Here is a 22,744-nt window from a genome sequence, read left to right as displayed (position 1 = left end):
GGGTTCGCCCTTCTGCGTTTTTGGTTTATTCCGCAGCGCAGGCTGCTTCTGGCTGTTTACGCCCCGACATCATCACCAACAGCAGGCCGAGCGCGGCAATGATTGCCCCCATCACCGGCACAAAGCTGTATCCCAGACCACCTGAAATCACGACCCCACCGGCCGCCGCACCGAGCGCATTGCCCAGGTTAAAGGCACCGATATTGACCGAGGATGAGAGGCCCGGCGCTTCATGCGCAACACGCATCACGCGCATCTGCAGCGGTGGCACCACGGCGAACGTTGCTGCACCCCAGACGACCATCGCCACCGCGGCGCCAAACTCGTTTCGCGCCAGCCACGGAATGGCAATCATGATGACAATCAGCAGAGTTAAGAAGCCCTTCAGCGTCCCGCTCACGGAACGGTCGGCAAATTTCCCACCGAGATAGTTACCGATCGAGAAGCCCACGCCAATCAGCACCAGCATCGCGGTCACAAAGAGAGGCGTTGCGTGGGTAATGTCATGCAGTACCGGTGAAATATAGGTATAGAGGGTAAACATCGCCCCTGCCCCGAGAACGGTGGTAAGCAGCGCGGAAAGCACCTGCGGGCGCATCAGCACCGCCAGCTCCTTACGCACTTCCGGACGTTCTCCGGCGCTGCCTTTCGGCAGGGAGAAGAACAATGCCACCATCGCGACCACGCCCAGCCCGGCCGTCGCCAGGAAAGACATACGCCAGCCGATCGCTTCTCCCAGCCAGGTTGCCGCAGGAACACCGCCGATGTTAGCGATGGTCAGCCCCATAAACATGGTGGCCACGGCGCTCGCCTGCTTGTGTTTTGGCACCACGCTTGCCGCCACGACCGACCCCAGCCCAAAGAACGCGCCGTGGTTGAGGCTTGTCAGAATACGTGACAGCATCAGCGTGGTGTAGTCCGGCGAAATGGCCGAAAGCACGTTGCCGAGGGTGAAAATCGCCATCAGGAAAATCAGCGCATTGCGGCGCGCGCGATGAGAAAGCAGAAGCGTCATCAGCGGCGCTCCCACCATCACGCCGATAGCGTAGGCGCTGATCAACATGCCTGCCGCAGGGATCGAGACGTCCACGCCGCGGGCGATGACGGGCAGTAACCCCATCGGGGAGAATTCAGTGGTGCCAATCCCAAAAGCGCCAATCGCCAGGGCCAGCAGGGGAAAATTGATTTTCATGCGTCAACTCCGGATGCCGTGTCATGTGGTGACACAGAACAAAGAAGCGGAAAGCATGACATCAATCACAAAAAATGAGAAGTTAACAAAATGGCAAAAGATTTTTGCCAGAGAAGTAACAATCCGGGGAGTCGGGAGGGAGTAGGCTCTCCCTCCGCGTAAATCAGTGCAGCGCAGCCGTCAGACCGGCCGCAACAATCAGAGCCAGCACAACAACGGTGGTGAACAGCGAAAACTTAAGATCGGTACTCATCAATTTTTCTCCTTTTAATCCCCACACGAAAAGTGAGCTTGCTCATTTTTGCACAGATTACGTCAAAAATCTTCCTGGATTTATACTGATAACCACTTTACCTCTTCCCCTTTTCATCAAGATAGGACAAAATTCCACGCTAAATTTATTAGCGTACCGGCCATTGACCCCCTCCTGACGTCCCGTGTCGTTTTCCCGGCGTGCCGCAATTCAAGATTGCGTGATAAGGGTGAGAGAAGGCAAACGTTTACCTTCAAGTTTTTCAGGAGCTTAGGATATGGTCTGGAGTGACATTTAATGGCAACAATTAAAGACGTAGCAAAACGCGCAAACGTTTCCACTACAACCGTATCACATGTAATTAACAAAACCCGCTTTGTGGCGGAAGAGACGCGCAACGCCGTCTGGGCAGCGATCAAGGAGCTGCACTATTCGCCAAGTGCGGTCGCGCGTAGCCTCAAGGTTAATCACACCAAGTCCATTGGATTGCTGGCGACCAGTAGTGAAGCGGCCTATTTTGCCGAGATCATTGAAGCGGTTGAAAAAAACTGCTTCCAGAAAGGCTATACCCTGATTCTGGGCAACGCGTGGAACAGCATTGAAAAACAGCGCGCCTACCTGTCGATGATGGCGCAGAAGCGCGTTGACGGCCTGCTGGTAATGTGTTCCGAGTATCCGGAATCCGTGCTGTCGATGCTCGAAGAGTATCGCCATATCCCCATGGTCGTTATGGACTGGGGCGAAGCGCGTGCGGATTTCACCGACTCCGTTATCGACAATGCCTTTGAAGGCGGTTACATGGCCGGACGTTACCTGATCGAACGCGGTCACCGCGAGATTGGCGTGATCCCGGGTCCGCTGGAGCGCAACACCGGCGCGGGCCGTCTGGCCGGTTTTATGAAAGCGATGGAAGAAGCGCTGATCACCGTGCCGGAAAACTGGATCGTGCAGGGCGACTTTGAGCCGGAATCAGGCTACCGCGCGATGCAGCAGATCGTTTCCCAGCCGCACCGTCCGACCGCCGTTTTCTGCGGGGGTGACATCATGGCCATGGGCGCGCTCTGCGCCGCCGATGAACTGGGTCTGCGCGTACCGCAGGATATTTCCGTGATCGGGTATGACAACGTGCGTAACGCGCGCTTCTTCACCCCAGCGCTGACCACCATTCACCAGCCGAAAGATTCGCTGGGCGAAACGGCCTTCAATATGCTGCTCGACAGGATCGTCAACAAGCGCGAAGAGTCGCAGTCCATTGAAGTTCACCCGCGCCTGATTGAACGCCGTTCCGTAGCGGACGGTCCGTTCCGCGACTACCGTCGTTAATCCCTTTACGGGGCCAGCTACGCTGGCTCCCGTAACCATTCCCGGTTCAGCGTTTCGCTGTCCCCCAGATAATCCAGCAGCCAGGCCATGGCGGGCGAGACATCATTTTGTTGCCAGGTCAGGCAGCAGGCCGCGTCCGGGAACGGATTTTCCAGCGTCAGTTCAACCCATTCGCCGGTATCGATGCGCGGACGCGCAAAATGAACGGGCACCATCGCGACGCACAGTCCGGCACTGAGGCACGTCGCCGACGATTCCCAGTCCGGAGCCACCACCCGCCGCTGGTTGTCCAGAAGCCAGGTGATACGCTTGGGCAATGAACGGGACGTATCCTCCAGCACCAGCGAGGGCCAGTTGCGCAGAGTATCGTCGCTAAGCGGCCCGTCCATCGCTGCCAGAGGATGATCGCTGGCCACCACGCATTTCCAGCTCAGCATCCCCATGTCGCGAAAGGCGTAACGTCCCCCGACCGGGATCGCCTGCGTCGCGCCAATCGCCATCTCCGCCCTGCCGTCCGCCAGCGCATCCCACACCCCGTTGAACACCTCCTGCGAGACCCGCAGCTCAACGTCAGAGAAATGACGATAGAAATCGACAATCATCTGTCGGGTGCGTTCCGGCTTCACGATGTTATCCACCGCGATGGAAAGATGTCCCCGCCAGCCGTTGGCGATCTGCTGGCACTGTTCGCGGGTGATCTGCATTTTTTTGATAACAGAACGCCCTTCCTTCAAAAACCACGCCCCGGCGGGCGTCAATTCCACGTCACGATGCCGCCGCTCAAACAGCGGAACCGCCAGCCACTCCTCCAGTTGACGCACCGTGTAGCTGATGGCTGAAGGGACGCGGTGCAGCTCCTGCGCCGCACCGCTGAAGCTGCCGTTACGCGCGACAGCATCGACCACTTCAAGAGAATAATCTGACCACATTTTCTGCCTGCAAAAAATTTGAATGCACCCGCCAAATATTAGCGTTTCACAAGCGGCTTTGCACTCCCTACACTCAGCGCCAATGTATACCTGCCTCCTCAGGAGAATAAAATAATGCAACCCAGGAACGGTTTTTTAGTCTGGCTCGGCGGCTTAAGCGTGCTGGGCTTTTTGGCCACCGATATGTACCTGCCGGCTTTTGCCGCGATGCAGGAAGATTTGCAAACCCCCGCTGCCGCCATCAGTGCCAGCCTGAGTTTGTTCCTCGCCGGTTTTGCTTTTGCACAGCTGCTCTGGGGACCGCTCTCGGATCGCTTTGGTCGTAAACCGGTACTGCTGCTGGGTCTGGCCATTTTTGCCGTGGGCTGCCTGGGGATGTTATGGGTACGCGACGCCACCTGGCTGCTGGTGCTGCGTTTTATTCAGGCTGTAGGCGTCTGTGCCGCGGCCGTGACCTGGCAGGCGCTGGTGACCGACTACTACCCGGCTAACCGCACAAATCGTATTTTCGCCACCATTATGCCGCTGGTGGGCCTCTCCCCTGCCCTGGCTCCGCTGCTGGGCAGCTGGATCCTCGCGCATTTCGACTGGCAGGCCATCTTCGCCACGCTGTTTGCCATTACCCTGGTACTGATGCTGCCGGCTCTCGCCCTCAAGCCCGCGCATAAAAAAGAGGCGCATGCCGACGCGAAGCCGATTACCTTCACCTCGCTGTTGAGCGCCAAAGCGTATCGCGGGAATGTCCTGATCTATGCCGCCTGCTCGGCAAGCTTCTTCGCATGGCTCACCGGCTCGCCGTTCATTCTGCACGATATGGGTTACAGTCCGGCAGCCATCGGCCTGAGCTATGTTCCGCAGACAATCGCGTTCCTTGTGGGCGGGTACGGCTGTCGCGCGGCGCTGCAAAGATGGGAGGGCCAGCAGATGCTGCCGTGGCTGCTGGTGCTGTATGCGCTGAGCGTCATCGGGACATGGGCCGTTGGCTTTATTCCGGGTGCCGGTCTGGCCGAAATTTTGATCCCGTTCTGCGTAATGGCCATTGCGAACGGGGCGATTTACCCTATCGTTGTGGCGCAGGCCCTGCGACCGTTCCCGCAGGCAACAGGCCGCGCCGCCGCGCTGCAGAACACCCTGCAGCTGGGTTTGTGCTTCCTGGCAAGCCTGGTGGTCTCGGCGCTGATTGCTACGCCGCTTTTGACCACCACCAGCGTGATGCTGTTCACCGTAGCGCTGGCGGTATTGGGCTATCGCATGCAGGCCTCCGCACAGCGTGAGCAGGATAACGGTGCTCAGGTGGAAACCTCGCATGCCTGATTGCGCCAGAAATCATGTTATATTTCAGTGATTAGGTTGCTAACAATTTTCTATTGAATCACCAAATTTTGAAGCCTATACTAAATTTGGTTCGATTAAATACGATAAATATTAAGTGTTAACGGGAGCCGGAGTGCTCCCGTTTTACCATGGAAGGCATTTCGGCAAGGGTTATCTCCCTTCCTCTGTTCTACGTCGGATACTAGCCTCGCGGTATTTACCGTGAGATTTCTCACAAACCAAAAAAAGCGTCTACGCTGTTTTAAGGTTCTGATCACAGTAGGGTGATGGAGAAGCTATGAGTTCATCGTGTATAGAAGAAGTCAGCGTTCCGGACGATAACTGGTCCCGGATCGTCAGTGAACTGTTAGGTCGAGCAGGCATCACTACCAATGGATCATCGCCATCCGATCCTCAGGTTAAACATCCCGACTTTTTTAAACGCGTGTTGCGGGAAGGGTCGTTAGGCCTGGGAGAAAGCTACATGGACGGCTGGTGGGAGTGTGAACGTCTGGATACCTTTTTCGCCAGCGTGTTGCGTGCCGGTCTTGAAAATCAACTCCCTCGCAACCTGAAAGACACCCTGCGCGTCGCCTCTGCCCGACTTTTCAATCTCCAGAGTAAAAAACGCGCATGGATCGTTGGCAAAGAACATTACGATCTTGGCAACGATTTGTTCAGCCGTATGCTGGACCCTTTCATGCAATACTCCTGCGCCTACTGGAAAGAGGCCTCTACGCTTGAAGAGGCTCAGCAGGCGAAGCTGCGTCTGATTAGCGAGAAGCTGCAGCTACAGCCCGGCATGCGCGTGCTGGATATCGGCTGCGGCTGGGGTGGGCTGGCATATTTTATGGCGAAGCATTATGCCGTCAGCGTGGTCGGCGTGACGATCTCAGCGGAACAGCAAAAAATGGCGCGGGAGCGCTGCCAGGATCTCGATGTGGATATCAGGCTGCAGGACTACCGTGACCTGAATGAACAGTTTGACCGGATTGTTTCCGTCGGCATGTTCGAGCACGTGGGGCCAAAAAACTACGATACCTATTTTGAGGTGGTGGACCGGAATCTGAAACCGGACGGCATCTTCCTGCTGCACACCATCGGCTCTAAGCGGACCGACAACAACGTTGACCCGTGGATCAACAAATACATCTTTCCGAATGGCTGTTTACCGTCCGTTCGCCAGATTGCCAACGCCAGTGAACCCCATTTCGTGATGGAAGACTGGCATAACTTTGGCGCGGACTACGACACCACCTTAATGGCATGGCATGAACGTTTCCAGAAAGCCTGGCCAGAGATTGCGGACAACTATTCTGAACGATTCAAACGAATGTTTAGCTATTATCTGAATGCCTGCGCGGGGGCGTTTCGCGCACGGGATATTCAGCTCTGGCAGGTGGTATTCAGCCGTGGGATAGAACACGGACTGCGTGTCGCACGCTAAATAAAATAACCCCGGATATCCGGGGTTATTTTTTATTCTTCTTCGGCGGTCTTTATTATTGCGGCTTCTTTTGCTGCCAGCACGCGCTCAACCGTATCCACCACAGCCTGGGTCTGCGGATCGATTTCGATATTCACGCGATGCCCCAGTTTTTTCGCGCCCAGCGTGGTGCGCTGCAGCGTTTCAGGAATTAAATGCACGCAAAAACGCGTTGGCGTCACTTCCCCTACCGTCAGGCTAATCCCGTCAATGCCAATAAATCCTTTATAGAGAATGTATTTCATTAATGACGGGTCCTGCATTTTAAACCAGATTTGACGGTTATTTTCCGAGGTCACGATTTTCGCCACTTCGGCGGTGGTCATGATGTGCCCCGACATAAGATGACCGCCAATCTCATCGCTGAACTTCGCCGCGCGCTCAACGTTGATGGTATCGCCTACCACCAGCTCGCCCAGGTTAGTGATCCGCAGCGTCTCTTTCATTAAATCAAAGCTAATCTGGTTGCCGTTAATTTCGGTAACGGTCAGGCAGCAGCCGTTATGGGCAATCGACGCACCGGTTTCAATGCCCTCAAGCATATATTCCGGCAGCTCAACAACATGAGTACGGAAATTAGGTTTTTCATCAATGGACACCACTTTGGCAGTGCCCTGCACAATACCAGTAAACATGCTTACAACTCCTGTTTTTTCCGAACGGTGATGACACCGTTTAATCCCTCCACAATAACAGTTGGAAAAACAGGTTGCCAGCAGAGCGCATTTTCTGGCGATTTTTTCACTAGATAAATAGCTAAAGCCCGCTACAATAGCTGGCACCCCCCTGCATTTTCTTCTTGCTGCCAGTTTCGGCGGCTTTTTTAGTCTCTCATATAACTACAAAATAAAGGTGTTCACGTGCAGAAGTACATGAATGAAGCGCGCCAGCTATTGGCACTGGCTATACCAGTGATCGTCGCGCAGGTGGCCCAGACCGCAATGGGATTTGTGGATACGGTAATGGCAGGTGGCTACAGCGCCACCGACATGGCGGCCGTAGCTATCGGTACGTCAATCTGGCTTCCGGCCATCCTGTTCGGCCACGGTCTGCTGCTCGCACTCACCCCTGTTATCGCTCAGCTCAATGGCTCGGGGCGCCGCGAGCGCATTGCCCATCAGGTCCGCCAGGGCTTCTGGCTGGCAGGATTTGTCTCGGTGCTGATTATGGTCGTGCTCTGGAACGCGGGCCATATCATTCGCGCTATGCATAACATTGACCCGGCACTGGCGGACAAAGCCGTGGGTTATTTGCGCGCGCTGCTCTGGGGTGCGCCTGGCTACCTCTTCTTCCAGGTGGCGCGTAACCAGTGTGAAGGCCTGGCGAAAACTAAGCCCGGCATGGTGATGGGCTTTATCGGGCTGCTGGTCAACATTCCCGTTAACTATGTCTTTATTTACGGTCATTTCGGGATGCCGGAGCTGGGCGGCGTCGGCTGCGGCGTGGCGACGGCCGCCGTTTACTGGGTAATGTTCTTCTCGATGCTTACCTTCGTGAAGCGCGCCCGCTCCATGCGCGATATTCGTAACGAGCACAGATTCAGCACGCCGGACTGGAACATCATGACGCGTCTGGTGCAGTTAGGGTTGCCGATTGCCCTCGCGCTGTTCTTTGAGGTGACCCTGTTTGCCGTGGTCGCCCTGCTGGTCTCCCCGCTGGGCATTGTGAACGTCGCCGGGCACCAGATCGCGCTGAACTTTAGCTCCCTGATGTTCGTCCTGCCGATGTCGCTGGCGGCGGCGGTGACGATTCGCGTGGGCTTCCGCCTGGGCCAGGGCTCAACGCTCGATGCGCAAACGGCCGCCCGAACCGGGCTGGGCGTCGGCGTCTGCATGGCGATCTGTACTGCGCTCTTTACCGTTGCATTACGCGAGCAGATCGCCCTGCTCTACAACGACAATCCGGAAGTCGTCACACTGGCATCGCACCTGATGCTACTGGCCGCGATTTACCAGATTTCTGACTCCATTCAGGTGATTGGCAGCGGCGTGCTGCGCGGCTATAAAGACACGCGTTCCATCTTCTTTATCACCTTCATCGCCTACTGGGTGCTGGGTCTGCCGTGTGGCTATATTCTGGCCCTGACCGACCTGGTGGTTGAGCGCATGGGACCGGCAGGGTTCTGGATGGGCTTTATCATCGGCCTGACCTCGGCGGCGATTATGATGATGATGCGCATGCGCTTCCTGCAACGCCAGCCATCAACGGTCATTTTGCAACGCGCTGCACGTTAACGACGCAGTAGCCGCCGCCTGGCGGCTACTTTCTCTTCACTTTGCGCGGTAATACAGCAATCGCGTGAAATCAGAGAGAAAATTGCATTTTCCCTCTTGCCACCTCGATGCTGTGCCGCTAATATTCGTCCCCGTTGTCACCGACAACACGTTGCGTTCATAGCTCAGTTGGTTAGAGCACCACCTTGACATGGTGGGGGTCGTTGGTTCGAGTCCAATTGAACGCACCATTCTGCGTCCGTAGCTCAGTTGGTTAGAGCACCACCTTGACATGGTGGGGGTCGGTGGTTCGAGTCCACTCGGACGCACCATTTCAGTCCTGAAATGGTGCAACTCCTCTTCTGATATCCTGAATTTTCCTAATCCCTTATTTTCTTCATTGTTCTGCTGCTACGCTTTTCCTATGGAAAAAAACACAGGAAACGTGTTGATGAAGAAGATCGCGATTATCGGCTCCGGCCCCACAGGGATTTACACTTTTTATCACCTGCTTAAGAACAGCACGCCGCTCTCAGTTTCCGTTTTCGAACAGGCCGATGAAGCTGGCGTGGGTATGCCCTATAACGACGACGATAATTCCCGGCTGATGCTAGCGAACATTGCGAGCATTGAAATCCCGCCCATTTTTATGACCTACCTCGACTGGCTCAAGGAACAGAGCGACGCCCATCTGTCGCGTTTTAAGGTTGATAAAGCCCGCCTGCACGATCGGCAGTTCCTGCCCAGGATCCTGCTGGGGGAGTATTTTCGCGACAGCTTTCGATCAATCGTAAAAGAGGCGAAAAAGCTGGGATTCCAGGTTGAAGTCCATGAATCAGCGAAGGTCACCGACATCAACCCTTCAACAACCGGCGTGACGATTTCGGTCAACGACCGCGCCCTACCGGATAAATTCGACCTGGCGGTTATCGCCACCGGCCACGTCTGGCCAGAGGAGGATGAAGCCACGCGCACGTTCTTCCCAAGCCCGTGGTCCGGCCTGATGGATGCCAGCATTCCCCCTTGCCGCGTGGGCATTATGGGCACCTCGTTGAGCGGTCTCGACGCGGCTATGGCGGTGGTGATGCAGCACGGTGAGTTTCGTGACGGTAAATTCATCCTCGACAACGGCAGCGAAGAGTTACACATTACGCTGATGTCCCGGACGGGCATTCTGCCGGAAGCCGATTTTTACTGCCCTATTCCTTACGAACCGCTGTCGGTTTTGACCGAATTCGTGGTGGAAAGCGAGATAGCCAAAGGACCGGATGGCCTGCTTGACCGCATTTTTGCCCTGATGGTCAAAGAGCTTCAGCTTGCCGATCCGGCATGGTGCGAGAAAATGTCTCTGCATACGCTGAATGCGGACACTATTCGTGAGGCCTGGTTTGAGGATCGTAAACGCCACGGCCCCTTTACCTGGGCGGAAGAGAATCTCAACGAGGTTGAACGCAACAAACGGGAACGCCGTACCGTGGCCTGGCGCTATACCGTGCTTCGGCTGCATGAAGTGGTTCAGGAGATCGTCCCCCATCTCGATGAGCAAGACGGCGAACGCTTCAGTCAGGGGCTGGCTCGGGTATTTATCGACAATTATGCCGCCATTCCTCCGCAGTCTATCCGCAGGCTGCTCGCACTTCGCGAAGCCGGCATCATCAGCGTGGCCGCGCTCGGTGACGACTACACGCTCGACGTTGGCAGCGATCGAACGGTGATAACCACAAAAGAGACCGTCTATCGTTTCGACGTATTTATTGACGCACGCGGACAAAAGCCGCTCAAAACGAAAGATCTGCCCTTCCGGACGCTGCGAAAACAGCTGGAAGCAACGGGAGATCGGATACCCGATATCGGCGAGGATTACACCTTAAAAGCGCCTGACACCGTGCGCGGACGCATCGCCTTCGGCGCGATACCGTGGCTGATGCACGACCGTCCCTTCGTTCAGGGGCTGGCAGAATGTGCAGAGATTGCAGAAGCGATGGCGAAGGCGGCTGAAAAACCCGCGTCGGGATCGCGGAGAAAGTTACCGTATATTGAGATCTGACAGGGCTTCCATGCCCTGCTGTTGGTAATTACTCGAAGAAGACTTCCGGGTTTTCCGACAGCGAAACGAAACTTTTCGTCGCTTTATCCAGCGCGAGGATTTCGCCGCTTTCAATATCGTACACCCAGCCGTGCAGTCGGATGGAGTTATTACGCAGGCCCACCGCAACGGACGGATGGGTCTTGATGTTGCTCAGCTGCGCAAACACGTTTTCCTGCACCATCGCATTGACCTTATCGATCGGCTTATCCCAGGTTTTCTTCTCAACCACGGCTTTCGCCGCGTCGGAATAGCGCAGCCAGTGTGACACCGCAGGCATCGGCTCCAGGTTCGCGTTATCGGCAATCGCCTTCATTGCGCCACAGTTGGAGTGACCACAAATCACGATATCCGTGACGCCCAGCGCCACCACGGCGTATTCGATGGTTGCGGACACACCGCCAGGCTCCGGTCCGAACGGCGGCACGATGTTGCCAGCATTACGAATGACAAAGAGTTGTCCTGGCTCTTGCTGGGTGACCAGTTCCGGGACCAGACGGCTGTCGGAGCATGAGATGAACAGCGCTTTGGGATTCTGGCTGGACGCTAAACTGCGGAAGAGTTCTTTACGTTGCGGGAAAATCTCTTTTTGAAAGCTGAGAAAACCTTCAATGATATGTTGCATAGCAATGTCTCTTTTATCTGTTTTAGTTTAGGCATGATCGAGATCACACTCGTAAAGTTTACCCATCGTGGTTTACTTCAGACAAGCAATATATTTCTGGCCCGACCGCTGCACGATCTCGTCAGCACTGGCCAGGATGTTCTGCCCTTCGAACGCGCCGTAAAGACGTTCAAAGGTTTTGCCTTCGAGATGACTCACCACCGACGCCACCGTTCGGGCCGGCAGCGGGAGATAATTCGGGTAGCTCCACATAAACGAGACGGCGTCTTTACCCGGCGTGACCTGCAGAATATCGCCAACCAGCAATACCCCGTCCCCCTCCTGCCAGTGCAGCACCGTTCCCCCGGCAAAATGCCCGCCCAGACGCAGCAGGGTAACCGACGGGAAAATCTCCAGCGTATCCCCCTCCCAGAAATGAATGGCCGGGCTGTCGCGCATCACCCACTCTTTGTCGCTGGCGTGCAGGTACACCGGCGCATCAAACGCCGCAGCCCACTCCTGCATCGTGGTGTAATAGTGCGGATGTGAAATCGCAATCGCGCTGATGCCGCCAAGGGCGGCGATGAGGGTTTGGGTTGCGGGATCGAGGTTGGCGATGCAGTCCCAGAGGATATTGCCGTGGGGCGTTTGCAGGAGCAGCGCCCGCTGGTTAATCGCAAACGCAGGAACCGTTTTGATACCGAATAATCGCGGCTCCAGCTGCTGCCATTTGTTGCTGTGCGCCGCGGTGACGGTATCGAGATCGGTCCACGCCTGCCCCGTGATGGGTACATACTGGCGTTCATCCTCACAAATCGGGCATCTGTCCGGCTGCGTATCGTAGGCGGTTCCACAGGTTTTACAGAGTGTAATCATGTGCTCTCCTCAGCGATAAAGCACTGAGTATGGCAGGGATTATCCTTATGTGCTGCGAGGTACATTGCTGGCTTTTTTTACCCTATACTGTGCCGGTATCGAAAACTGAACAGAGCAGGTGCAACATGGAAATTGATCTCGATAACTTAGTCTTTAACGGTCTGGATGAAGCAGAAGAGCGTAATGCGGAACGTCTGGACGATGCAGACAAAAAAGCGCAGGCGATTGTCGCCGACGATGACTGCGGCGACGCCTGCAAGATCTAATAAAAAAAGCACCGGGAAACCGGTGCTTTTTTTATTTCACTCGTTAAACGTCACGCACACCTCGTTCCAGTAGGTTTCGCGCGTGCGGCGCAGTTCAGCGTGACGTTTTATCATGGAACCACTCCGGGTCAATGTTGGCAACGTCTACGCCATACAGGCTGGCGACAGGCAGTATCGACTCAAGAACACGTTGCGCGCTGTTCTCCGCATTCGCTGGCCGGGCCGCAAAAAACCGCCGTAACGTGCTGATCCACTTTTTCATCGTCTTACCCTCTCTCGCCGTGTCTGACCTCAGTTAAGCACCCAAATCCCGTGCAGGGGAAATACCAAAATCCACTGTCTATGTGCAGGATCTGCAAATAGCACCCCGTCCTTTTCACGCTTCATTAACACCTTGTTCACTAATGCTTTTTTGCTCATAGCAAAGAACGATTTCTTATTTGGCGATAGCTTTCCCTTATGGGAGCGTAACGGGGTAAAACAAAAACAACGGGATGGCGAATGACTATGGCAGCAAATATGAAAGGTTTTACCAAACGGACACTGGTTCTGGGATTACTGGCGGCGGGGAGCCTGCTTTCAGCGCAGGCACAGGCCGATCAGCTGGCGGATATTAAGGCAGCAGGGGTGGTGAAAGTGGCCACGTTTGACGCCAACCCGCCGTTTGGCTCGATTGATGCCAAAACGCATGAGATCGTGGGTTATGACGTGGACTTTGCCAAAGCGCTGGCAAAATCGCTCGGCGTGAAGCTTGAACTGGTTGCCACCAATCCGGCCAACCGCATTCCGCTGCTGCAGTCCGGCAAAGCCGACCTGATCGTGGCGGATATCACCATCACCCCGGAACGCGCACAGGTCATTGATTTTTCTACCCCTTACTTCGTTACCGGCCAGCAGTTCCTCGTTCCGGCAAAATCACCGGACAAGCTTGATGACTATAGCCGGGCGCGCATTGGCGCAGTCAAAGGAACGACGGGCGAGCAGGCTCTGCACCAGCGTTTCCCGCAGTCCCGCGTCCTCTCTTATGACGACATCCCACTGGCGTTGACTGCACTGCGCAACGGCAACGTCCAGGCCATTACCCAGGACAGCACCATTCTGGCCGGTCTGCTGGCGCAGGCGCCGGACAAAGCCAACTTCAAAATCCTGCCCGACCTGCTCAGTAAAGAAGAGATTGGCGTGGGGGTGAAGAAAGGTGAAACGGCGCTGCTGAAGGCCGTTAACGACGAACTGGTTAATCTCGAGAAGACCGGTCAGGCGGCAAAAATCTATGATGTCTGGTTTGGTCCTGGCACCCCTGCTCCACAGCCGCGCGCCTTTAAAATAGAAGCCAGGTAATTATGCTCTCAGGTTTATTTTCACACTCCGCGGCCGGTGCCGCGGATTTTTCACATCTGGAACAGGCCAGCGTCGAGTTTCGTCATGTGGACAAACGCTACGGTGACCATCAGGTTTTAAACGATATTAACCTCACCATCACGCCCGGAGAAGTGGTTGCCATCCTCGGCCCTTCAGGCTCCGGTAAATCCACCCTGATCCGTCTTATCAACCAGCTTGAAACCCTGAGCGGCGGGGAGATTCTGGTCGACAACAAGCCTACCGGAAAGCTCTCCGGTACCGGGCTGCGTCAGCTGCGAAGCCGCGTGGGGTTTGTGTTCCAACAGTTCAATCTCTATGCCCATCTCACCGCCAGCCAGAACATCACCCTGGCACTGGAGCACGTTCACGGCTGGAAGCCGCATCCTGCTCAGGAGCGCGCGCTGGCCCTGCTGGAGAAAGTCGGGATGCTGGAAAAAGCCCACCATTACCCGGCGGAGCTTTCCGGCGGGCAGCAGCAGCGCGTGGCGATAGCCCGCGCCCTCGCCTCTTCACCGCAAATCATTCTGTTTGATGAACCCACCTCCGCGCTGGATCCGGAGATGATTGGTGAAGTGCTGTTCGTGATGAAAGCCCTCGCCCACAGCGGGATCACGATGATCGTGGTGACTCATGAGATGCAGTTTGCCCGGGAAATCGCCGACCGGATTGTCTTTATCGACGGCGGGCAAATTCTGGAAACCGCCCCGCCGGCGCAGTTTTTCAGCCAGCCAGCGCATCCGCGCGCGCAGCGCTTCCTGCAAAAGGTGCTCAACCCGCTGCATCAGGAGCATCTGTAATGCCCGCGCTCGACTGGCAGGGGGTACTGACCGGACAGCCTCTGCAGTGGATACTCTCCGGATTCCTCACCACCCTGTGGGTGACGCTGGCGGGGATCGTGCTGGCCAGCCTGCTCGCACTGCTCTTTATGCTTCTGCGCCTGTCCGGCGGACGCGTCGGGAAAGCGATCGTCAGCGGCTGGGTATCACTCTTTCGCAATACCCCGCTGCTGGTGCAGCTACTGTTCTGGTATTTTGCCGCCTGGAACGGGCTGCCGCAGGCGTTTCGCGACGCGGTCAACGCCGATCACAGCTGGTCAATTCTGCCCGGCGACGTCTGGTGGTTTACGCCCGAATTTTTATGCTCTGCCTGGGGGTTGGGCGTTTTTACCTCGGCGTTTTTAATCGAAGAGGTGGAAGCAGGATTGCGTTCCGTGCCCGCCGGGCAGCGGGAGGCGGCGCTCGCCCAGGGATTCTCCACGTGGCGCTTGTTTCGCTTCATCCTTCTGCCGCAGGGCCTGGCTAACGCCTGGCAGCCCGTTGTGGGCCAGTATCTCAATCTGATGAAGCTCTCCTCGCTCGCCAGCGGGATTGGCTTCGCCGAGCTCACCTATCAGGTCAGGCAGATCGAAAGCTATAACGCGCACGCGCTGGAGGCGTTTACCCTCGGTACCGTGCTCTATCTGCTGACCGGCCTGGTCATGGGGATGGTGCTGGTACGCCTTGGGCCACAGGCGAAACGTAAACGCCCGAATGTCGTCATCGCAGGGAGTGAAAAACATGATTGCCGGATTTAATGTCATCACCGATAACCTCGATTATCTACTGTGGGGACGCGCGGCAACGGGTGAACCGGGAGGCGTACTGCTTTCGTTAATGATGGCAGCAGGCGCTGCGGTTATCGCGCTGCCTGGAGGAATTGCGCTCGCATGCCTGGCCTGGCGCTTTACCGGACTCGTGCGAAAGGCCCTCTTTTTATGGGCAGAGCTGATTCGCGGTATCCCGCTCATCTTCGTAATTTTCTGGATGTGGTATCTCCTGCCGCTTATGACCGGGGGGGATCTGCCGGGGGCGCTGACCGTCACGCTGGCGCTGGCCTGGTTTACCGCAGCAACAGTAATGCACTCGGTCCTGGCCGGGCTGAGCGCGCTGCCGTCCGGGCAGTACGAGGCCGCGCTGTCTCAGGGCTTCAGCACCCAACAAACTCTGTTGCGCGTGCTGCTGCCGCAGGCGCTGAGGAATATTCTGCCGTCGCTGGTGGGGATTTTTATTAGCCTGCTGAAGGATACGTCGCTGGCGTTTATCGTGAACGTCCCTGAACTAACCACGGTGGCGGGACAGGTCAACAACCGGGTGCAAATCTACCCGGCGGCCATTTTTATCTTTACGGGCGTGGTTTACTACCTGCTCTGCTGCTCGCTCGAGCAGCTTGCGAAGCGCTGGCACCTTACCCGGCCAGCGCTTTAACCACCGTTTCCATTGCTTCGGTTGTCAATTCACTGCGTTTAACGCGCTGGTTCGCCAGCGCGGTACGCAGGACTCCGGCAATGACAATATGCTTTGGCTCCTGCCCTAAATCACGCATCTCGAGCACCACCTTTCCGACCACCCGGCACATCTCCTGGTACAGCGCTTCATCTTTGGTCACGTTACCCATCGTCATCACTCCATTGCCTTTTAAACGTTGAGCTTAAATGATTCTCCAGCCGGATACAAAAAAGAAGCCCGGCGAGAGACTCGCCGGGCTTCATCAGTAAAATCAGTAAATTAGTTGTTTACAGGAATAACCGCGCCTTTGTACTTGGTGCGGATCCAGTCCTGAATCTCTTTCGAGTGCAGCACGTTCACCAGCGCGACGATATCTTTCTTCTTCTCGTCACCGCGGTGTACGGTAATGATGTTGGCGTACGGGTTGTTTTCACCGCTCTCTACCGCAATCGGGTCGTGAACCGGATCCAGACCGGCGTCAATCGCGTAGTTGGCGTTGATCACCACCGCATCGCCTTCGTTGTTGTTGTACATCTGCGGCAGCAGAGACGCTTCAACGTTAGGCGTGAACTTCAGCTTTTTCGGGTTCTCGACGATGTCGCTGATGCGCGCGGTCACTTTATCGATGCCCGGCTTCAGCTTGATCACGCCCTCTTTCTCGAAGATGGAAAGAATACGCCCCTCTTCAGAAACCGCGTCACGCATGATGATCTTGCCGCCTTCCGGCAGGTCTTTCAGCGACTTGTATTTTTTGGAGTAGATGCCAATTGGCTCAATGTGGATCGCGCCCGCACTGACAAAATCGTAGTCCTTATCGCCCGCATGATCTTTCAGCACGCTGTTCAGGTAAGGAATATGCTGGAAATAGTTCGCGTCGATGTCATGACCCGCCAGCGCGGTATTCGGCAGAATGTAGTCCTGGAACGGTTTAATCTCCAGGTCGATACCCTGCTTCGCCAGAATCGGCTTTGCCTGCTCCAGAATTTCCGCATGCGGCGTGTTGGACGCGCCCACGGTCAGGGTGTCGGCCCAGGAGGCGAAGCTCAGGGCGCTCAGGGTTGCTGCGGCGATCAGTGTCAGTGTCTTTTTCATGATGTGGTTCCTGTGTGTCTTTATTAGCGTTTATCTAACAGTGAAGTAATGACATCGCCGCAGAACTGGATAATGAAAACGATGATCAGAATGGTCACCGTTGCCACCAGCGTGACGTCACCATGGTTGCGCTGGAATCCTTCCAGATAAGCCAGATTTCCCAAACCACCGGCGCCAATCACCCCCGCCATTGCGCTGTAGCTCACCAGCGCAATCAGCGTCACCGTAATACCTGATACCAGTGCGGGTGATGATTCCGGCAGTAAAACCCGAAACACGAGCGTGCTCAGTCGTGCGCCCATCGAGCGCGTCGCTTCAATCACGCCTTTATCCACTTCACGCAGGGCGATCTCCACCAGGCGTGCGTAGAACGGTGCGGCACCCACTATCAGGGCCGGCAGCGCCGCGTTGGCGCCAAGAATGGTGCCGACGACGGTCTTGGTGAACGGGATCAGCAGCACAATCAAAATGATGAACGGAATCGAGCGGAACACGTTCACCACGATCGAAATCACGCTGTAGACCGTGCGGTTATGGAACAGACCGCCGCGCGCGGTTAAAAACAGCGCCAGACCCAGCACGATGCCCAGCACAAAGGTCGCCACGCCGGACAGCGCGGTCATGTACAGCGTCTCAAGCGTCGCCGCCCAGAGCTGATCCCACTCGAGATGCGGAAAGAGATTCTCAGCCATGTTTAATCACCTCGCCTTCAATATCGCTGTGCTGCAGGTCGGCGAGGATATTGTTCAGTTGTTCGTCAGATGCCACGACGTGCACCCAGAGTTGACCAAACACGCCGTGAGCGGTTTGGGTCATTTTTCCGTGCAGGATGTTAAACGGCAGGCCGTAGCGCAGCGTCAGTTCGCCCACAATCGGCTTATGCGTGCTGTGCCCGGTAAAGGTCAGCCTGATGACCGTCCCTTCCAGATCGTTTGCCAGTTCGGTATTGAACGTTTCTTCTTCAGCGTACTGGCTCACCTGACGCACAAACTGCTGCGTAATCGGCTGCTGCGGATGGGTAAAGACGCTCAGCACGTCTCCCTCTTCCACCACCTTACCGTTCTCCATTACCGCCACGCGGTCGCAGATTTTGCGCACCACGTGCATCTCGTGCGTGATGAGCACGATGGTCAGCTTAAAGCGGCGGTTAATATCCAGCAGCAGATCGAGGATCTGATCGGTGGTCTGCGGGTCAAGCGCGGAGGTGGCTTCATCGCAGAGCAGCACATCCGGGCGATTAGCCAGCGCACGCGCAATACCCACGCGCTGCTTTTGACCACCGCTCAGCTGCGACGGATAGGCATGCTCGCGGCCTTTCAGGCCAACGAGTTCAATAAGCTCGGCCACGCGGGCCTTAATTTCGGCTTTCGGTACGCCGGCAATTTGCATCGAGAACGCAATATTCTCGCTGACCGTGCGCGACCACAGCAGGTTAAAGTGTTGAAACACCATGCTGATCTTCAGACGCGCCTGGCGCAGCGCTTCACCTTTTGCGGCAGAAATGTTCTGCCCGTTGATGGTTACGCTGCCGCTGCTCGGTTTTTCCAGCCCGTTGAGCAGGCGGATAAGCGTACTTTTACCTGCGCCGCTGTAACCAATGATCCCGTATATCTGTCCCTGTGCTATCGTCAAATTGACGTTATCAACGGCTGTGAGTGCCACCTTTCCGTTGTCAAAAACTTTCGAAATATTGCTCAGTACAATCATTCTTATTCATTATCCGTGCCGCCCGTGGCGGTTTAGCAGTATGGATGTCCAAACGATAGTAAACAGCCGTTACCAGCTTTTAAATGAACAAAAAAGAATGTGTTATAACTTTCCGAAATAAACAGCGGATTTACCGGGTGGGCAGCATTTAGACCAATTTCAGCAATGATTATCTGCCGGATGCATATCTGCTGGCGGACGGGCGCAAAAAACGGTCATTTTTGCAGCATTTTATCCCGATATAGCCATCCTCACATCCAGACAACTTTACGTCTTGCTGTCCTGCCATCCAGAAATGGCATTTATATTCCTTTCTGTTCTAAACGGCAGTGAATGGTTCTTTATTGAGAAAATTTCACCGCCCTATCATCCCGTCATGACATCCAGAAAGGAAAACATCATGACGATTTATCACTCCGTCACCGAACTGATTGGTCGTACCCCGCTGATCCAGCTGCATAAGCTTGATACCGGTCCCTGCTCGCTCTTTCTGAAGCTGGAAAACCAGAACCCGGGCGGTTCGATTAAGGATCGCGTTGCGCTGTCGATGATTAACGAAGCGGAACGTACCGGTAAGCTGAAGCCTGGCGGCACGATAATTGAGGCTACGGCGGGCAATACCGGTCTCGGCCTGGCCCTAATCGCCGCCCAGAAAGGCTACTCGCTGATTCTGGTGGTGCCGGACAAAATGAGCCGCGAGAAGATTTTCCACCTGCGCGCGCTGGGTGCCCAGGTGGTGCTGACCCGCTCCGACGTCAATAAGGGCCACCCGGCCTATTACCAGGATTACGCCCAGCGCCTGGCTAACGAACTTCCCGGCGCGTTTTACATCGACCAGTTCAACAACGAAGCCAACCCGCTGGCGCACCGCACAACCACGGCGCCGGAACTGTACGAGCAGCTTGACGGCAGGATCGACGCCATCGTCGTGGGCGTCGGCTCAGGCGGCACGCTGGGCGGCCTGCAGGCGTGGTTCGCCGAGCACTCTCCGCATACTGAATTTGTCCTGGCAGACCCGGCCGGATCCGTTCTGGCCGACCAGGTGGAAACCGGACGCTACCACGACGCGGGCTCCTGGCTGGTTGAGGGAATTGGCGAAGACTTTATTCCTCCGCTGGCCCACATTGAAGGGGTGAATCGCGCCTGGCGCATCACCGACCGCGAAGCCTTCACCACCGCGCGCGAGCTGCTGAAAACGGAGGGCATTCTGGCGGGCTCCTCCAGCGGCACGCTGCTTGCGGCCGCGCTGAAGTATTGCCAGGCGCAGACCACGCCGAAGCGCGTGGTGACCTTCGCCTGCGACAGCGGCAATAAGTATCTTTCGAAGATGTTCAACGACGACTGGATGCGACAGCAGGGGCTCATCACGCGTCCTCAGGCCGGCGACCTCTCTGACTACATCGCCCTGCGCCACGATGAAGGCGCCACCGTTACCGCGGCCCCGGACGACACGCTTTCCACCGTTCTGGCACGCATGCGTCTGTATGACATCTCCCAGCTGCCGGTGCTGGCGAACGGCAAGGTGGTGGGCATTATCGACGAGTGGGATCTCCTGCGGCATATCGGCGGCGACGGCGATCGCTTCGCGCTGCCGGTGACGGCAGCCATGACGCGTCAGGTGGAGTTTCTTGATAAACACGCACCGGAAAGCGCCCTGCACGCCATCTTCGACCGCGGCCTGGTGGCCGTCATTAATGACAACGACCGTTTTCTCGGTCTGATTACGCGCAGCGACGTTCTGACCGCCTGGCGCAACCGTCTTCAGCAATAAAGGAACAGATGATGAAAAACCTGGCTACCCTGAGCGTCCACAGCGGCGAGTTCAACGACCAGCACGGCGCCGTCATGCCGCCGATTTACGCCACCTCGACGTTTGCGCAACCGTCACCCGGCGAGCATACCGGCTATGAGTATTCGCGCAGCGGCAACCCTACCCGCCACGCGCTGGAAACCGCGATTGCCGAACTGGAGGGCGGTACGCGCGGCTACGCCTTCGCCTCCGGCCTGGCGGCCATCTCCACGGTGCTCGAACTGCTGGATAAAGACAGCCATATCGTCGCCATTGATGACGTTTACGGCGGGACGTACCGCCTGATCGAAAACGTGCGCAAGCGCAGCACCGGCCTGCAGGTCAGCTGGGTTAAACCGGACGACCTCGCCGGGCTCGAGGCCGCCATCCGCCCGGATACGCGTATGGTGTGGGTCGAGACGCCGACCAACCCGCTGCTGAAGCTGGCGGATCTGGCGGCCATCGCGGCAATCGCCCGTCGTCATAACGTCATCAGCGTGGCGGATAACACCTTCGCGTCGCCGGTGATCCACCGTCCGCTGGAGTCGGGCTTCGATATCGTGGTTCACTCTGCCACCAAATACCTTAACGGCCACTCTGACGTGGTCGCCGGGCTGGCGATTGTCGGGGATAACAAGGAACTGGCGGATAAGCTGGGCTACCTGCAAAACGCGGTGGGCGGCGTCCTGGATCCGTTCAGCAGTTTCCTGACGCTGCGCGGTATTCGCACGCTCGCGCTGAGGGTCGAAAAGCACAGCACCAACGCGCTGGCGATTGCGCAATGGCTGGAGCAGCACCCTCTGGTCGAAAAGGTGTTCTATCCCGGCCTGGAGTCGCATCCGCAATATCAGCTTGCCCGCACCCAGATGGCCCTGCCCGGCGGGATGATTTCCGTCGTGGTAAAAGGCGATGCGCAATGCGCCGCCGAGGTGATTCGCAACCTGAAGTTGTTCACCCTCGCAGAAAGCCTGGGCGGCGTGGAAAGTCTGGTGAGCCAGCCTTACAGCATGACGCACGCGTCGATTCCGCTCGAGCAACGCCTGGCAAACGGCATTGTGCCGCAGCTGATCCGCCTGTCAGTCGGGATTGAAGATCCGAAAGACCTGATTGCCGACCTCAGCCAGGCGCTGCAAAAATAAGCAAAATGCGGCAGGTCCCTCACCTGCCGCTATAAGTTGTCATCATGGCTTAACGCCTTGATAACAATATTATGTGAAACTGCATAGATTATTTTTGAAACACCGTTTCCATTTTCCTTTTATCTTCAAATCAGCGTATAATGCGCGCCTAATCCCTGGTGAATGGTTTCAGCGCTTGGAATACAAAAAACAACGTACAACTTCTCCTCTCCTTCGTTGGGCTGTCACTCAGGCACACTTTCTTCTGCACGCTCATTTGATGTCTCCTATCCTTAGTGCGTGTCATATACTCTTTTGCAACACAGGTTTGACTCCGCGGCGGTGCGCCCCCGGAGCGAGATTTCCATATCCTTCCCAACTTAAAGACTAAGACTGTCATGAAAAAGACGAAAATTGTTTGTACTATCGGCCCGAAAACCGAATCTGAAGAGATGCTGACCAAAATGCTGGATGCCGGCATGAACGTGATGCGTCTGAACTTCTCCCACGGTGACTACGCAGAACACGGTCAGCGTATCCAGAACTTGCGCAACGTGATGAGCAAGACCGGTAAAAAAGCCGCGATCCTGCTGGATACCAAAGGTCCAGAAATCCGTACTATCAAACTGGAAGGCGGTAACGACGTCTCTCTGAAAGCTGGCCAGACCTTCACCTTCACCACCGACAAATCCGTTGTCGGCAACAGCGAAATCGTTGCAGTGACCTATGAAGGCTTCACCAACGATCTGTCCGTTGGTAACACCGTGCTGGTAGACGATGGTCTGATCGGTATGGAAGTTACCGCTATCGAAGGCAACAAGGTTATCTGTAAAGTACTGAACAACGGCGACCTGGGCGAAAACAAAGGCGTTA

General features: G+C 56.1%; 25 protein-coding genes and 2 tRNA genes. 16 read left to right on the top strand and 11 right to left on the bottom strand.

Features of this window, described 5'->3' with window-relative positions; translation table 11 throughout:
* Positions 1-25: 25 nt before the first annotated feature.
* Positions 26-1,192 carry an MFS transporter gene (locus tag ACWYRJ_RS09505; RefSeq protein ID WP_223581962.1) on the bottom strand — a complete coding sequence of 389 codons (1,167 nt, stop codon included), beginning with the start codon at positions 1,190-1,192 and terminating at the stop codon, positions 26-28.
* Positions 1,193-1,355: 163 nt separating this feature from the next.
* Complete coding sequence (cydH, locus tag ACWYRJ_RS09500) at positions 1,356-1,445, bottom strand: cytochrome bd-I oxidase subunit CydH (protein WP_032638260.1); 90 nt, start codon at positions 1,443-1,445, stop codon at positions 1,356-1,358.
* A 297-nt stretch (positions 1,446-1,742) separates the two neighbouring features.
* On the opposite strand from cydH, the gene purR reads away from it, so the two are divergent.
* Positions 1,743-2,768 carry an HTH-type transcriptional repressor PurR gene (gene purR / locus ACWYRJ_RS09495; RefSeq protein WP_008500597.1) on the top strand — a complete coding sequence of 342 codons (1,026 nt, stop codon included), beginning with the start codon at positions 1,743-1,745 and terminating at the stop codon, positions 2,766-2,768.
* Positions 2,769-2,785: 17 nt separating this feature from the next.
* Here the strand turns inward: purR and punR are convergent, their stop codons facing one another.
* A complete protein-coding gene (gene punR, locus ACWYRJ_RS09490) occupies positions 2,786-3,697 on the bottom strand; it encodes a DNA-binding transcriptional activator PunR (RefSeq protein WP_048222755.1) in 912 nt (303 codons plus the stop codon).
* 114 nt (positions 3,698-3,811) lie between these two features.
* Between punR and punC the strand changes: the two genes are divergently transcribed.
* Both punC and cfa read left to right on the top strand, forming a co-directional pair.
* Positions 3,812-5,011: a purine nucleoside transporter PunC gene (punC, locus tag ACWYRJ_RS09485; RefSeq protein ID WP_455507784.1), complete on the top strand. Its 1,200-nt coding sequence runs from the start codon at positions 3,812-3,814 to the stop codon at positions 5,009-5,011.
* Between the two features lie 298 nt (positions 5,012-5,309).
* On the top strand, positions 5,310-6,458 hold the full coding sequence (gene cfa, locus ACWYRJ_RS09480; protein ID WP_455507783.1) for a cyclopropane fatty acyl phospholipid synthase: 1,149 nt from the start codon (positions 5,310-5,312) through the stop codon (positions 6,456-6,458).
* A gap of 32 nt (positions 6,459-6,490) precedes the next feature.
* Here the strand turns inward: cfa and ACWYRJ_RS09475 are convergent, their stop codons facing one another.
* Positions 6,491-7,132 (bottom strand): riboflavin synthase subunit alpha, encoded by a 642-nt coding sequence (locus ACWYRJ_RS09475; RefSeq protein WP_095442481.1) that lies wholly within the window; start codon positions 7,130-7,132, stop codon positions 6,491-6,493.
* A 225-nt stretch (positions 7,133-7,357) separates the two neighbouring features.
* On the opposite strand from ACWYRJ_RS09475, the gene mdtK reads away from it, so the two are divergent.
* From mdtK to ACWYRJ_RS09455, 4 genes are all read left to right on the top strand, one after another.
* Positions 7,358-8,731 (top strand): MdtK family multidrug efflux MATE transporter, encoded by a 1,374-nt coding sequence (mdtK, locus tag ACWYRJ_RS09470; RefSeq protein WP_111965646.1) that lies wholly within the window; start codon positions 7,358-7,360, stop codon positions 8,729-8,731.
* Positions 8,732-8,884: 153 nt separating this feature from the next.
* Positions 8,885-8,961 (top strand) — tRNA-Val (locus ACWYRJ_RS09465).
* A 4-nt stretch (positions 8,962-8,965) separates the two neighbouring features.
* Positions 8,966-9,042: transfer RNA gene (locus ACWYRJ_RS09460), tRNA-Val, on the top strand.
* Between the two features lie 119 nt (positions 9,043-9,161).
* Positions 9,162-10,757 carry an FAD-NAD(P)-binding protein gene (locus tag ACWYRJ_RS09455; RefSeq protein ID WP_455507782.1) on the top strand — a complete coding sequence of 532 codons (1,596 nt, stop codon included), beginning with the start codon at positions 9,162-9,164 and terminating at the stop codon, positions 10,755-10,757.
* A 28-nt stretch (positions 10,758-10,785) separates the two neighbouring features.
* Here ACWYRJ_RS09455 and ACWYRJ_RS09450 read toward each other — a convergent pair whose 3' ends face one another.
* A complete protein-coding gene (locus ACWYRJ_RS09450; protein WP_109844381.1) occupies positions 10,786-11,421 on the bottom strand; it encodes a carbonic anhydrase in 636 nt (211 codons plus the stop codon).
* A 72-nt stretch (positions 11,422-11,493) separates the two neighbouring features.
* On the bottom strand, positions 11,494-12,276 hold the full coding sequence (locus ACWYRJ_RS09445; protein WP_455507781.1) for an MBL fold metallo-hydrolase: 783 nt from the start codon (positions 12,274-12,276) through the stop codon (positions 11,494-11,496).
* A gap of 125 nt (positions 12,277-12,401) precedes the next feature.
* On the opposite strand from ACWYRJ_RS09445, the gene ACWYRJ_RS09440 reads away from it, so the two are divergent.
* Positions 12,402-12,542: a hypothetical protein gene (locus ACWYRJ_RS09440; protein WP_003857665.1), complete on the top strand. Its 141-nt coding sequence runs from the start codon at positions 12,402-12,404 to the stop codon at positions 12,540-12,542.
* Between the two features lie 94 nt (positions 12,543-12,636).
* Here ACWYRJ_RS09440 and ACWYRJ_RS09435 read toward each other — a convergent pair whose 3' ends face one another.
* Positions 12,637-12,804, bottom strand: a complete 168-nt coding sequence (locus ACWYRJ_RS09435; RefSeq protein WP_038419198.1) for a hypothetical protein — start codon at positions 12,802-12,804, stop codon at positions 12,637-12,639.
* Positions 12,805-13,049: 245 nt separating this feature from the next.
* On the opposite strand from ACWYRJ_RS09435, the gene ACWYRJ_RS09430 reads away from it, so the two are divergent.
* Genes ACWYRJ_RS09430 through ACWYRJ_RS09415 form a run of 4 tightly spaced genes read left to right on the top strand, consistent with a single transcriptional unit; the run spans position 13,050 to position 16,144 of the window.
* Positions 13,050-13,880, top strand: coding sequence for an ABC transporter substrate-binding protein (locus tag ACWYRJ_RS09430; protein WP_181899764.1), 831 nt, complete (start codon positions 13,050-13,052; stop codon positions 13,878-13,880).
* Positions 13,881-13,882: 2 nt separating this feature from the next.
* On the top strand, positions 13,883-14,698 hold the full coding sequence (locus ACWYRJ_RS09425; RefSeq protein ID WP_274242868.1) for an amino acid ABC transporter ATP-binding protein: 816 nt from the start codon (positions 13,883-13,885) through the stop codon (positions 14,696-14,698).
* Positions 14,698-15,474 carry an amino acid ABC transporter permease gene (locus ACWYRJ_RS09420; protein ID WP_249575862.1) on the top strand — a complete coding sequence of 259 codons (777 nt, stop codon included), beginning with the start codon at positions 14,698-14,700 and terminating at the stop codon, positions 15,472-15,474. Before ACWYRJ_RS09425 ends, ACWYRJ_RS09420 begins: the two co-directional genes overlap by 1 nt.
* Positions 15,458-16,144 carry an amino acid ABC transporter permease gene (locus tag ACWYRJ_RS09415; protein ID WP_455507780.1) on the top strand — a complete coding sequence of 229 codons (687 nt, stop codon included), beginning with the start codon at positions 15,458-15,460 and terminating at the stop codon, positions 16,142-16,144. Before ACWYRJ_RS09420 ends, ACWYRJ_RS09415 begins: the two co-directional genes overlap by 17 nt.
* Here ACWYRJ_RS09415 and fumD read toward each other — a convergent pair.
* The 4 genes from fumD to ACWYRJ_RS09395 all read right to left on the bottom strand — a co-directional run bounded on the left by fumD (position 16,125) and on the right by ACWYRJ_RS09395 (position 18,964).
* Positions 16,125-16,334 (bottom strand): fumarate hydratase FumD, encoded by a 210-nt coding sequence (fumD, locus tag ACWYRJ_RS09410; protein ID WP_008500615.1) that lies wholly within the window; start codon positions 16,332-16,334, stop codon positions 16,125-16,127. The genes ACWYRJ_RS09415 and fumD overlap by 20 nt on opposite strands.
* Before the next feature lie 110 nt (positions 16,335-16,444).
* Positions 16,445-17,257: a MetQ/NlpA family ABC transporter substrate-binding protein gene (locus ACWYRJ_RS09405; RefSeq protein ID WP_008500616.1), complete on the bottom strand. Its 813-nt coding sequence runs from the start codon at positions 17,255-17,257 to the stop codon at positions 16,445-16,447.
* A 23-nt stretch (positions 17,258-17,280) separates the two neighbouring features.
* Entirely contained in the window at positions 17,281-17,949 is a 669-nt protein-coding gene (locus ACWYRJ_RS09400) for a methionine ABC transporter permease (protein ID WP_149366738.1), read from the bottom strand.
* Entirely contained in the window at positions 17,942-18,964 is a 1,023-nt protein-coding gene (locus ACWYRJ_RS09395) for a methionine ABC transporter ATP-binding protein (protein WP_045910313.1), read from the bottom strand. Before ACWYRJ_RS09395 ends, ACWYRJ_RS09400 begins: the two co-directional genes overlap by 8 nt.
* A 400-nt stretch (positions 18,965-19,364) precedes the next feature.
* Here ACWYRJ_RS09395 and ACWYRJ_RS09390 point away from each other — a divergent pair, with 400 nt between their 5' ends.
* From ACWYRJ_RS09390 to ACWYRJ_RS09375, 4 genes are all read left to right on the top strand, one after another.
* On the top strand, positions 19,365-20,735 hold the full coding sequence (locus tag ACWYRJ_RS09390) for a pyridoxal-phosphate dependent enzyme (protein WP_455507779.1): 1,371 nt from the start codon (positions 19,365-19,367) through the stop codon (positions 20,733-20,735).
* A gap of 11 nt (positions 20,736-20,746) precedes the next feature.
* On the top strand, positions 20,747-21,892 hold the full coding sequence (locus tag ACWYRJ_RS09385) for a trans-sulfuration enzyme family protein (RefSeq protein WP_455507798.1): 1,146 nt from the start codon (positions 20,747-20,749) through the stop codon (positions 21,890-21,892).
* 73 nt (positions 21,893-21,965) lie between these two features.
* Complete coding sequence (gene ynhH / locus ACWYRJ_RS09380; protein WP_420889903.1) at positions 21,966-22,262, top strand: protein YnhH; 297 nt, start codon at positions 21,966-21,968, stop codon at positions 22,260-22,262.
* A 7-nt stretch (positions 22,263-22,269) separates the two neighbouring features.
* Positions 22,270-22,744 (top strand): pyruvate kinase (locus tag ACWYRJ_RS09375; RefSeq protein ID WP_455507778.1); only part of this gene is annotated, 475 nt, incomplete at its 3' end.

The sequence above is a fragment of the Enterobacter sp. genome, assembly GCF_977039595.1.
This window is presented reverse-complemented; position numbering and strand designations above follow the sequence as displayed.